The sequence below is a fragment of the Paenibacillus sp. MDV22-iso6 genome (assembly GCF_058408365.1).
Window position 1 is genome coordinate 15,957 of the sequence record NZ_JBZVDZ010000013.1, and the last position, 12,366, is coordinate 28,322.

General features: G+C 46.0%; 12 protein-coding genes. 7 read left to right on the top strand and 5 right to left on the bottom strand.

All coding sequences use genetic code 11. From position 1 onward, the window contains the following. The first annotated feature begins 116 nt into the window (after positions 1-116). The 5 genes from AC4PM4_RS27505 (at position 117) to AC4PM4_RS27525 (ending at position 7,124) form a co-directional block, all read left to right on the top strand. A complete protein-coding gene (locus tag AC4PM4_RS27505; RefSeq protein WP_063567168.1) occupies positions 117-521 on the top strand; it encodes a CBS domain-containing protein in 405 nt (134 codons plus the stop codon). A 388-nt stretch (positions 522-909) separates the two neighbouring features. Then, on the top strand, positions 910-3,189 hold the full coding sequence (locus tag AC4PM4_RS27510) for a glycosyltransferase (protein ID WP_090955289.1): 2,280 nt from the start codon (positions 910-912) through the stop codon (positions 3,187-3,189). Between the two features lie 17 nt (positions 3,190-3,206). Further along, the gene (locus AC4PM4_RS27515) at positions 3,207-4,358 is read left to right on the top strand and encodes a hypothetical protein (protein WP_079697243.1); all 1,152 of its coding nucleotides are present in this window, start codon (positions 3,207-3,209) and stop codon (positions 4,356-4,358) included. A 118-nt stretch (positions 4,359-4,476) separates the two neighbouring features. Beyond that, complete coding sequence (locus AC4PM4_RS27520) at positions 4,477-5,898, top strand: MBOAT family O-acyltransferase (RefSeq protein ID WP_491615015.1); 1,422 nt, start codon at positions 4,477-4,479, stop codon at positions 5,896-5,898. Between the two features lie 14 nt (positions 5,899-5,912). Further along, the gene (locus tag AC4PM4_RS27525; protein WP_491615017.1) at positions 5,913-7,124 is read left to right on the top strand and encodes an alginate O-acetyltransferase AlgX-related protein; all 1,212 of its coding nucleotides are present in this window, start codon (positions 5,913-5,915) and stop codon (positions 7,122-7,124) included. A gap of 246 nt (positions 7,125-7,370) precedes the next feature. Here AC4PM4_RS27525 and AC4PM4_RS27530 read toward each other — a convergent pair whose 3' ends face one another. The 3 genes from AC4PM4_RS27530 to AC4PM4_RS27540 all read right to left on the bottom strand — a co-directional run bounded on the left by AC4PM4_RS27530 (position 7,371) and on the right by AC4PM4_RS27540 (position 9,519). Continuing rightward, positions 7,371-7,817, bottom strand: a complete 447-nt coding sequence (locus AC4PM4_RS27530; protein WP_079697240.1) for a hypothetical protein — start codon at positions 7,815-7,817, stop codon at positions 7,371-7,373. Next, entirely contained in the window at positions 7,814-8,263 is a 450-nt protein-coding gene (locus AC4PM4_RS27535) for an SMI1/KNR4 family protein (protein WP_063567163.1), read from the bottom strand. Before AC4PM4_RS27535 ends, AC4PM4_RS27530 begins: the two co-directional genes overlap by 4 nt. Positions 8,264-8,370: 107 nt before the next feature. Next, positions 8,371-9,519 carry an effector binding domain-containing protein gene (locus tag AC4PM4_RS27540; RefSeq protein ID WP_491615018.1) on the bottom strand — a complete coding sequence of 383 codons (1,149 nt, stop codon included), beginning with the start codon at positions 9,517-9,519 and terminating at the stop codon, positions 8,371-8,373. A 234-nt stretch (positions 9,520-9,753) separates the two neighbouring features. On the opposite strand from AC4PM4_RS27540, the gene AC4PM4_RS27545 reads away from it, so the two are divergent. Together AC4PM4_RS27545 and AC4PM4_RS27550 are read left to right on the top strand one after the other, a co-directional pair. Continuing rightward, the gene (locus AC4PM4_RS27545) at positions 9,754-10,278 is read left to right on the top strand and encodes a hypothetical protein (RefSeq protein WP_491615019.1); all 525 of its coding nucleotides are present in this window, start codon (positions 9,754-9,756) and stop codon (positions 10,276-10,278) included. A gap of 127 nt (positions 10,279-10,405) precedes the next feature. Continuing rightward, entirely contained in the window at positions 10,406-10,618 is a 213-nt protein-coding gene (locus tag AC4PM4_RS27550; protein WP_491615020.1) for a DUF6366 family protein, read from the top strand. 105 nt (positions 10,619-10,723) lie between these two features. Here the strand turns inward: AC4PM4_RS27550 and AC4PM4_RS27555 are convergent, their stop codons facing one another. Continuing rightward, on the bottom strand, positions 10,724-11,227 hold the full coding sequence (locus tag AC4PM4_RS27555) for an MgtC/SapB family protein (protein WP_079697238.1): 504 nt from the start codon (positions 11,225-11,227) through the stop codon (positions 10,724-10,726). A gap of 33 nt (positions 11,228-11,260) precedes the next feature. Next, positions 11,261-12,292 (bottom strand): LacI family DNA-binding transcriptional regulator, encoded by a 1,032-nt coding sequence (locus tag AC4PM4_RS27560; RefSeq protein WP_400349208.1) that lies wholly within the window; start codon positions 12,290-12,292, stop codon positions 11,261-11,263. Positions 12,293-12,366: the final 74 nt, after the last annotated feature.

The following is a 12,366-nucleotide window of genomic DNA, read 5'->3' on the forward strand; positions in this document are numbered from 1 at the left end:
TTCCAGCCTCAATTAAACAATGGAACAAATCTGACGAATTTATCATTAAAAATAGCCGAAAGCTCACATAATATGTTTAAATAAGGAGAGTGAGATTACAGTAAAGGAGCCCGATGATGGAAATCAGCTATTTTTTACTCCCCAAAGCCGACGTGGCCTATATCAAGTCTTCCGCTTCGATGAAAGATGCGATCGAGCAGCTTGAATTGCAGCATTATACCGCCATTCCCGTGATTGACCAGGATGGAAAATATGTTGCCACCCTGTCCGAAGGCGATTTGTTATGGAAAATGCGGAGCACTCCCGGACTGACATTTGAGACGATGGATCAGGTCCAAGTGCATGAGATCGACAACCGTGTATATAATGAATGTGTCTTTATTAAGGCAGAAATGGAGGATATGCTGACGCTGGCAGCAGATCAAAACTTTGTGCCTGTGGTGGATGTGGACCGTGTGTTCCTCGGTATTATCCGTCGCAAGGATATTATTGAGTATTATACGCGCAACATCTCCGACTAAATTTGAAATGAATATATGCCTTTTGCTGATCACATTGGCAGAAGACTGAAGCAGAAATGACGAGTCCTTGGGGCAATATCACTAAGTTACTTAACTTAATGACATTGCACATTGAGCTCGTCATTTTTGTGTTTTCAGATAACATCCAAGCCCCACTTTCATTTTTGCGAAAAAAATAAATAAACATATTGCGCAAATTTCGACAAATAACTACAATAATTATTGTGATACGACAAAATTAACCATCAAAAATTGAACCAATGGCTCTATATTTAACGAGGTCCTATCTCTTTTTTCAGAATTTGTTCAGAATCGTCTAGTACAATGATCACATTCTTTTTATTCCGATAGGCGGCACTACTCAGAAAAATCAGGAAGAGGTATTCACTTGAACTACTTAAGTACACGCAACAAGATACTTGTCACAGCTACTGTGATTATGTCTTGTATTTACGTCATTTGGCGTACATTTTTCACCATTCCTTTTGGACATGGCCCTCTCGCCGTAACCGCAGGTCTTGCCCTCCTCATTGTCGAACTTATAGGTATGTTCGAACTGGCCGTCCATTTTTACAATATGACCCGGCTCGAATATCCCGAACTTCCCGTTGTTGACGAAGCCTTATATCCGGATGTGGATGTATTTATCGCAACTTATAATGAACCCACATCGCTTCTGTTCAAAACGATTAATGGCTGTCTGAACATGGATTATCCTGATCGCTCCAAAGTACATATCCATCTGTGTGATGACTCCAACCGCCCCGAGATGCGGGAACTGGCTGCTCATCTGGGCATTAACTACCTTACGCGAACAGAGCATGTACATGCCAAGGCGGGTAACCTGAACAATGCCATGAAGCATACGTCTTCCCCACTAATCGTCACCTTTGATGCAGACATGATTCCAAAACATGATTTTCTGACGTCGTGCGTTCCCTATTTTCTGACCGGAGAAAAAATTGGTTTTGTGCAAACACCACAGAGTTTCTATAATCCCGATCAGTTCCAGTACAATCTGTACTCCGAGAACCGGATACCGAATGAACAGGACTATTTCTATCGGGACGTACAAGTGGGACGCAACAAATCCAATTCCGTCATCTATGGCGGAACAAATACTGTACTCTCCAGACAGGCACTGGAAGACGTCGGCGGATTCTATACCGGTTCCATTACAGAGGATTTTGCCACTGGTATTGAAATGCAGAGCAAAGGGTATCGCTGCTTTGCTACCAATAAAGTACTGGCCTCCGGACTTGCTCCCGGTGATCTGAAAAGTCTGATCAAACAGCGTCAGCGCTGGGCGCGCGGTTGTATCCAGACAGGTAAAAAAATGAACCTTCTCTTCAAAAAAGGACTTAGTTTTGCGCAAAAACTGAACTACATTTCTTCCATTACCTACTGGTACTCCGGGTTAAAACGACTGCTGTACATCATGTCACCCATACTGTTTGCCGTGTTCGGCGTTCTGGTTGTGAAATGTACCATTCTGGAGATTCTCGTGTTCTGGTTGCCGATGTATCTGTTGACCAACACCTGTCTGCGAATGTTATCCGGCAATATTCGAACCACCAAATGGACCAATGTATATGAGACCATTCTGTTCCCTTCCCTTCTGCCCGCCGTCATTCTGGAAACTCTGGGCATCACGATGAACAAATTCGTCGTTACCCGCAAAGACGGTGCGCAAAATGATGATCGGAACTATCAGATTAAACAGATGATTCCTCATCTGATTCTGGCGGTACTATCCATTATCGGAATCGTGAATTGTATCCACTGGACATTTAGCCAGGGAACAATTGGTTTCCTCGTTGTACTGTATTGGTTATTGATTAATTTCTACAACATCATGATGTCGATCTTCTTTCTGGCTGGACGCAAAGTGTTCCGCAATCACGAGCGCTCAATGGCTGCTGTGGATTGCACGCTCACAACGGAAGGGGAGATCATCTCCTGCATCACTCACGATCTCTCGGAAGGCGGCATTTCCGTCATGCTGGATACACCGAAGTACATTCCAAGTGATCTGGAGATTGGCATTAAACTGGTAAATGACCGGTATTCAAGCGAGTTTACAGGCAAGGTGGCACATGTCGCTTCGATCGGAAACCGTTGGAAATATGCTTTTACCGTTAAGGATATCACGGAACAAGAGCAGCGCCAGCTGCTGCACATCATCTATGATCGCGAACCTACACTGCCTCAGAAGCTGGACAAGGATATCAGTACATTTGAAGATATTCGTCTGAATTTTGTACGTCGGGGTCAGAGTGAGTTCATGTCCAACCGGAAGCTGGCACGAATTGCGCTAAATCGCGAATTGCCAACGGCAGATCATGGAACCGTGACATTGATGGATTTCAACTATGAATTCGTCTTGGTGGAGATGGAGCCTCATGATTTGGTCAATGAGATCCAACTTCCGCTTAGCGAAGACATCTCACTGGAATGCGTGTGGGTGCAGTCCCTGCGTAACAAACGAGGCAATTTGTACCGCGTGACCAATATTCGAGATATTGCTCGCAACCATCAGATGCCAACCTTGGAAGCTCTGCTGAAACAGTGGAATAAGGAACATATCCAGTTGGATAAAACAGGCCCTGCATCCCAGGGCAAGAACAACATCTCTCCAGACGAACTGAACGAGATGGCTTATCTATAGAGGGGAGGCAAGAAAGCATGATCAAGAAGTGGAAACAACTTACACTTGTCGCTAGTCTTGTTGTGTTATGGAACATGTATCCCATCCAGGCTGTTCAGGCAGAGCAGCTTAAGGTGAGTAGGAGTACACTCCATGAATGGAGCAATGGAGCCAAGGTAGACGCCAGCGTTGATAACCAAGGCAGTATTCAGATTAAGACCTCCACGCAGGGGCTCAAAAAAGGATACTATTCGGCCTACGTTTATGAGCTGCAGAATCGAGACTGGTCAGGCTATGGGGCTTTGACCTTCTCCATCCGCAATGAATCGGACCGAAGGTTGCCTCTTAATATCGTACTGACCCGAGGGGATAAAACCTCCCTTACTGTGTCTGATGATCGAAACGTCATCGTAGTCGAGAAATCAACCGGACACGCTGAACTGGTTCGTCCGTTATCTGGCCTGATTGCATTGGAACCGGGATTTGTCGGACAAATCCGCATCCCCTTTTCCAGCCTAATGGTCCAGGACAAGGCCAGCACGGCAGGTCAGGTGAACTTGGGTAAAGTCATTGGCTGGGGCATTACAACCACAACTCCCGAAAACGCCAAGCTGAGCTTCCGCATCGGCAACATCAAGCCATTGTCCAAGAAGCAAGCTGTTGTGGAGAATGGGCTCACCACCTTGCAAATAACTGGTGACGAACGTGTGGTGAAGCCCGTAGCTGGTGAATCCATTGTCCAATACGGTGTTCAATCTTCCTCAGAAGAAACGCCCGATGTAAAATTCCAGCTCAACACCCCCGTTCAGGGAGCATCCATTACACCGGATGGACTGCTGACGCTGCATACCGATGTCGATGCTGAGCAGGCCACCATACGTGCACTTGTAAATGGCAAATGGAATCTGACAAAGACCGTCATGCTGGATCGCTCTTCAGCGATGAATGTTCAGGAGAAAGACGGGACGCCACGTTCTATTCCTGACCCATCTGAAGTTACCAAGGTGCTCAGCCCTGCCGACCCACTGATGAAAACATCGGTGGGATGGTTTATTCGTCTCTTGTTAACAGCTGCCGGAATCCATGGACTCGTCCTCTACTGGATGTGGAGAAGACAACGGAATGCCCAGGGTGCCAGAAAGCGACGTTCCCGCAATGATCGACAAGCACGGCGACCTTTTCGCATGTAAACGAACCTTGCAGACCAACTCGCATCCTAAGATGCGGGTGTCTGTCTATTTTTAATTGAGCATGTTGCATCAATTGATACAACGTGCTCCCTTATATGATCCTCAAGGAGGAAAGGCAGTGCTCTTTTCCAGTGTAATCTTTCTATTTTATTTTCTGCCGCTTGTGCTGGGGCTGTATTACATACTGAGATTCTCGATTACGGCCAAAAACATGCTGCTGCTGGTTGCCAGCCTGTTCTTCTATGCATGGGGTGAACCGTGGTTTGTCCTCATCATGCTGGCCTCCATCTGTTTCAACTATATCTTCGCCCTGCTTGTGGACAAGTTCAGAGAACGACGGAATGCCGCTTACACCATCATTACGTTGATGCTTATCGTCAATCTGGGTATGCTGTTCGTCTTTAAATACATGGCTTTTGCACTGCGTATTGTGAATGAGAATACAAGCTTTGGCCTAAATATCCCGAATATTGCGTTACCGCTAGGGATCTCGTTCTTCACCTTCCACGGAATTTCCTACGTCATCGATGTGTATCGCGGACATGGTGCTGTGCAAAAAAATCTCTTTTATGTCGCGCTTTATATTTCCTTCTTCCCTCAGCTCGTTGCCGGTCCGATTCTGCGCTATAACACAATTGCCGATCAGATGGTCAACCGTAAGGAAAGTTGGGACAAGTTCGCACTGGGCTGCTGCCGCTTCATTGTCGGTCTGGGGAAAAAGGTGCTGTTATCCAACAGCATGGCGATTGTCGCCGATCACATCTTTAGCATGGGTGGCACCTCAGATATTCCAGCAAGTCTGGCATGGCTTGGAGCCATCGCCTATACGTTGCAGATTTATTTTGATTTCTCAGGATACTCCGATATGGCGATTGGTCTCGCCCTCATGTTCGGGTTCAAGTTCGAAGAGAACTTCAGATATCCGTATATCTCCCGGTCCATCACTGAATTTTGGCGCCGCTGGCATATCTCGCTTGGCACCTGGTTCAAGGAATATGTTTATTTCCCACTCGGGGGATCACGTGTCACCAACAAGGATAAAATGATTCGCAATCTGCTCATCGTCTGGGGATTGACTGGCGTGTGGCACGGTGCGGAGTGGACATTTGTAGTCTGGGGATTGATTAACTTCGCATTCATTGCATTGGAGAAAATCTCTAACTTTGATAAAGGTACCCGCTTCAACCCGCTGCGGCATCTCTATGCCATGTTTATTGTGGTCATCGGGTGGGTGATCTTCCGTTCACCGGATCTGCTGCAAGCTGGCAACTATCTGGGCAACATGTTCGGACTGTACGGCAATGGATTCTGGAGTGATACAACCTGGATGTTCCTGAAAGAGTACGCACTCTTCTTCATCCTCGGTATTCTGTTCTGCATGCCGATTGCCCCGCGAATGAACAAACTGATGGTCGACGGCGCCCGTTTCAGCAAACCATTGGAACTGGTGTACCCGGTCACGATCATCGTTTTATTCCTGGTCTGTGTATCGTATCTGGTCAAAGGTACATACAATCCGTTTATTTATTTCAATTTCTGAGAGAAGGCACAACCATGCACAACTTTTTTGCCAAAAAGAGAATCACGGCTTTCCTCTTCATTCTCGTGCTCGTGACATTCTCTGTTCTGAACATTATTCAATCCTTCGGGCCGATCCAAAAGACGCTGGCTTCAGCGGACTTCCATTTTTCTGAAGCCAAAGAACTGATTCACGAACTGGATAACGACATTAATGAACATGTCTTCGATAAGTTCGGCTTCGTGGAAGCGTACGGATATATGCAGTCACTCATGTGGAAGAACGAGGAGAACAACTTCGAAGTCGTAAAAGACATGGAAGGCAAGCTGCACTATACCTACTTCGCTACAGGGCCAACGGATACGAAAGATCTGTCGGATCGAGTTGCAGCGCTGGGAGCACATTTGGACCCCAAAACAAAGCTGACCTATGTGATGACACCAGACAAATACGTACGTGGGTATACGCAGTTCCCGGAAGGCATTCCTTACAATTATAACAACGAAACCGCCGATGGCTTTCTGGCCAATCTCAAGCAGGATGGCATTGATACGGTGGATCTGCGCGAAGGGCTGTTGGAAAGTGGTATTCCGGCAAAGGATCTCTTTTTCACCACGGATCACCACTGGAAAATCAAGACCGCGTTCTGGGCCTTCGGCCAGCTCGTGAATCATCTGGACGGCATGTACGACAAGCCGCTGGACCCGGATCATTATTTCACGGACTTAAATAACTATAATGTGGTTCCGTATCAGGACATTTTCATTGGATCACAGGGTCGAAAAGCCGGGAAATACTTTGCTGGTGACGATGACTTTGATCTAATTTATCCGAAGTTCAAAACGGACTATTCCTTTTACTTCAAAACCGGCGAGACGGAAGCCACATTGAACGGCCGCTTTGAGGATGCTCTGCTTACGACCTATCCGCTGAATGTGCAAGGAGCTACCTATGATCTAACCGCTGATAAGTACTTTACGTACCTGTACGGAAATCAGGGAATCGTTCATGTGGTGAACAAAGACAAACCGAACGGACTCAAGGTACTGTTCATCAAGGACTCTCTCGCAGTGCCGATGATCTCCTTCCTGTCGACTGTCGTGTCTGAGATTTATCTGATTGATCCACGGTATTATACGGGAGACATCATGGATTTCGCTAGCAAAACCGACCTGGATCACGTCTTTGTGTCCATATCGCCGCAGGATCTCGTAGATGAATTTTTCCCTTATGGATCGAAAGATTAACTTGGTGAAGGATCATACTTTACCACTACAGTGGCAGAACAATCTTCCGATCACTGTTATCCCCAGATTTCTTTTATCCCTTTTTATTAGGGAGAAATCCGGTGATAAAGGTGAACGCTTCGCTTCTCCAGATTCTTTCTGCCCCCTCCGTTCCGGTATGATCTTGTAGTCAAACACAAGAAATGGTACCCCACAGCCAATGATCTGGTAGACAGGGTACCCTTTTCTTTTTGTAATCCAATAGAATCAGTTTCGTTCACGCTTCGCCTTTTGTTCCTTATAATATTGCAAAACGTCACGCGGGCTGCCTTGAAACGCTCTTTCCTTGCCATATGCATACGCCAGATCCAAATTTGCAAAAGCCTCATCATGCTGCTCTAGCCTCATGCAGACTACACCCAGCTCAATCCACGGCCCGGTATTAATATCCGAACCTCGGGTTTGCAATGCTAATTCAGCCCACGGCTTCGCCAGTGCGTACTGCTCCAAGTCCATATGTGCATTCACGTGACAGGAAGCGATCCAGCTTGCTATTTCCCAGTCGGTCTTCGGCTCGGGCAACATCCCCCAAGCCTGGTCATAATAGATCAGGGCTTGCTCATGCTGCTGGGTTTCATCCAGAACATTGCCTGCTTCTACCGTTTCAATAATTTGTCTCTCCAGTTCGGGATGTTCCGGTGTCAGATCCTTCACTCCGTAACCTCCTCCTCCAGTTCGAAATACCATTCCAGAAAGCTATTGAAGCTCGCCCACTGCGGTGTACTTTCACCGCTCAGGAAACGTTCGATCGACTCACCAAGCTCCACCAGAGCCACATCTCCCGTTTGACGGTTATAAAAGAACCCACCCTCTCCCTCAAAGCTGTCCAGTGGGATGTAGGCTTCTGGCAATCCCAATGTGAGTTGAGCCACCGTCATGTCCTCCACATAAACGGTGTTTTCCATAACCCAGCAGATCTGATAGATTTCCTGATGTCTGCTGTAAAAGGTCGGACCATCATCAGCATGCAAATAAAAATGTGCAAACTCAGATTCAAGATCAATACCCAGTTTACGTAAAGCTTCTTCATACTCTGCTGGCACATCTTCATGCCACCAGCCCTGATTTTGACAATAATCAATCACTTTATTGGATAACATATTAAGCCTCCTAATGAATCGAACATGCTGCAGCCATGATGAGTAAACCCTCTGGTACTAGTATATTTATCTATATAACGATATAACCAGGCCTGTTATGCGTTAAATCACGACAAAGGTTTAACAGGTATCCATACTTGAGGAGGAAGACCCTGACCTCGGTATACCTCAAGTTCCGGAATTCCCGCGTGCTTGTAAGGGGTCGCTCCATACCATTCGCTTATAATATACTTCCACAACCGCTGTATCGCTTCTGGCGCCAATTCATCGGCTTCGAACACCATCCAGTGGGACGCGGGAATCTCTATTGAAAACAAACCCTCAGGCACTTCCCCGGAGTGTGAGGTTGCGATCCAATATTCCATTTGATCGCTGTGTAATTCCCTCTGATCTATACAAATGCCGACCAAACCGGAGACGGCCCCGTTATTAAACTCGTTTAAACGATCTTCTATTCCGTCCGCCAAAGCTTCCTGCCACATCTTTGGAATCTCTCTCAAATTCTCGCCATCCACACAAGAGAACGTTCTTTTGATGCCTACGAAAGTTAGGGACTGCTGTTCAATCAAGTTATCTTTCACATTCATGGAATGGGCTCCTTTCAGATCAAGTGCAGAACGATATGGAGTGTGGTTACCCATCACCCATTCATGAAATAATTGGTGAGCGCTGCTGGCATCCGGAGCCATGAAGAGATACGTTCCCTCCACCTCTCGGCGGCTCAGCTTGGAATCAAAAAGCTCCCGATCCTCTTCTTCATTCAAAACAATTCGGTACGTCCCATCTTCCTCTCGAAAACCGATCGCGTGCACATTCGTATTTTGTTTATAATATCCCAGCTGCAAAACGGCTGGTTGCTCTTCTGCCATTTCCCCTGTGGAGGCCGGATTTGGAAACTCCTCGTCAAATCTCTCTTCTTCCAGCACGATGCCCTTAAAGAAACCATCAACCACTCTGCCCAGACAATCCACCATGAGATTTGCATATTCATAGGGAAACTGTTGGATCTCGTACACATCCCGATCCGAATGATGCCATTGCAGATGCTCCATGATTTTGGAATACGTGAAGCTAACGGCGCTCGCCATTTCCCGATCCAACGGCTGGTCCGCGGTAAGACGGGTCAATTCCACAATACTGTTCACATACTTCCAGAATAACAACTGGTCGATGCGCGCTTCCTCGTGCAACATGTACAAAAAGGTATTCTCCTCCGCACGCGCATTGCGCAGCAGTTCCTGAAGCGATTGTTCCATATACAATATATCCTCCCGGGTTTTACTATAAATACTGTATCAAAAGAGCAAGACGATTGGAAATGGGTTCATGCATAACCAGCCTTAGTTTCCTTATTCTGGTGCAACTTTACCTTCATTCTTTCGTCTAATGATTAACTAACAACGAAGGAGATGACTATGCGAATAAGTTGCAGTCCCGGTTTCTCAGGGAACATGATTGGGTCAATTGATCTTCAACCTACCAAGTTTAATATGGGTGTTTCAAGCAACAGCGAGATTACTCATCACGTTAACGCTGAACTCATTGCCATTCCCTATATGGAAGATCCCGAATTCGGATCATACTTTGATGCGATGAAGATGATGAAGGGAACGTACCAGGAAGAGTTTCACGTAAGTTATGATGTGGAATTTACGATTGATGTGGATAAAAAGGGGTACATCACTCAGTTCGAGCATACCTTTGCACTGAATCGTTACCTTGATCTTGTACGGACACAGTCCTATAAAGTGATTAAGACGAATTGGAAAGCACGTTCCTTCCATGTCATGACCTACAGTTATATGGAGGAAGTGTGTAACCCGAACAACGTAATCTTCAAATGTAACCATGCAGATGATGTTTTCGTTGTAGCCGATCTTGTCCCCTATTCTATCGGTGGTGTTGTGGAACAGCCCCATCATCGCTACCTTCAGCTCCGTGCATTAATCTCGGCGAGAGACGATCTCTACCCGATCGACTATATGTGTGAGCCCAATTTTGATCTTAGCATCTAACCATAAGTCCTACATCATTTGAATACAGCAAAGAGCACAAAGCGTTCCTGACTTATCCGGATCACCTGTGCTCTTTTTGAATATAGGTTCTGTTTACCAAAAAAAATTAAATCTCAGGGGTGGTTACATGGATTTCCGAGAAGATACACGCGAAGAAAAGAGAGAACATTTGAGACAAGAAGAATTAAAGGGAAACCCCATGGGTACGTTTGGTGATAGCATAAATCGTGCTCAATTTGGAAGCTTCTCAGATTTAGTTGGCGGGTTGGGATGGAAAGGCACTGGAATCCTCATTATATTATTGATGATAGGTTATGTAATTTATAAATTAGTGTTCTAGATAAGGATTGGGATAACTATGCATTCTTCGTTATTTGAATAAAATAAGCGTATTCAAAACTTTCTATCGAATACGCTTATTCGTTTGCAGAAAATACTCAACCATTTAAGCACTCAAGTCTTTCTTTTCTTCCTTTGCCACCAGCTTCTTGTGCTCCCACTTCTCAATCCAACCCCCAACCCGGATGAAAAAGAAAGCTACCGCCATCGAAAAGGTCACAATTCCGTAGAAACCGGCGCCCGTGCCAATACCGACCCCACCTGCAAATAGGATCATTGCTGCAGATGTCAGACCTTTCACTTCAAATCCGGCCTTCATAATGAGCCCTGCTCCGAGAAAGCCAAGGCCCGAGACGATTTGAGCCGCCAGACGCATTGGGTCCATCATCGTTCGGTTATGCAGCTGTCCGTACACTTCAACACTCTCAATGGATACGATTGTAATGAGCGCAGAAGCGACCGTGACAAATGTATACGTCTTTACGCCTGCCGGTTTGTTCTTATGGGTCCGATCGAATCCGATTAACAGCCCAAGCACAGCACTGATCAGAATTCGAACATAATATTCAAAAGGTACAGAATTGCCCATCCAGGATGTAAACGTTATCATATTTAACCTCACGACATCCGAAACTCATTCTTGCTAATTCTTGATCGAGGAACAAGAGTTTCTTTCTATGATTTTGCTAGGCACAATCTTGTTATTCTCGTACGATCCCTCTAGAATACCCAGCTTATGCATAAGCAACCTTACCGACTGAACACCCAGCTCAGATGGTTGCAGATCCATTCCCGTCAAAGAAGGTCTTACCTGATGCATCATGGACTGATCACCGCAGATGACAAACAATGAGATATCTTCCGGCACACGAAGACCCGCGTCGTTAATGGCATTAAGAGCGCTAAATGCAGTACGGTCGTCATCTGCAATAATGGCCGTAACCCTGCCCATGGGGTTCTTCACATTATGAAGTGTCTCATCATAGCCGTATTTAATATACTTGTCTGAATGAATACCTGGTTTGTAATGGATCATTCCGGGCTGGATCGTCACACCATGTTCCTGCAGTACCCTGACGAACTCTTCCGACCGCTCAATGGAAACCGTCATCTGCTCCCCGGCGTTCAGAAACATGATGTTCCGATGCCCCAGTCCAAGCAAATAATCGCAAATATCGCGCATGACCTGTTTATTATCATTATTGACGGTAGATACACCCTGAAGTCCCTTGTTAATGATTTTGCCAATCGTGACAAACGGAATGTCATGCTGATACAGCAGATTGATCCGGTCATCCTCTTCTGTAGGCCCCAGCACAATAGCCCCGTCAATAGGATAGCTCGCAAGTGAGGGTGTCTTCACCTCTTCGGCAGCAATCATATCCAGAAGCACCCGATATCCGTAATTGGAAGCTTCCAGAATGACACCATTGATAAACTGATTATGGAACACGCTGAAAAAGAATTTGCCGTGCGGAATCGTAAGCCCGATCGCCATTGTTTTCTTGGTAACCAAGCTTCTTGCAATATGATTCGGCACGTAATTCAATTCCTTCGAAATTTGCAGTACTTTCTCGGTTACCTTTTTGCTCGTTGGCCTTTTCTGGCTGAATACGTTGGATACCGTTCCCTTGGATACACCCGCCAGACGGGCTACATCATCAATCTTTGCCATTAGGAACAACCTCTCCTCAACACTAGTTCGATTTCGTGCTCGCGAGTTCAAAGATGACTGATGGTATCGTCAGG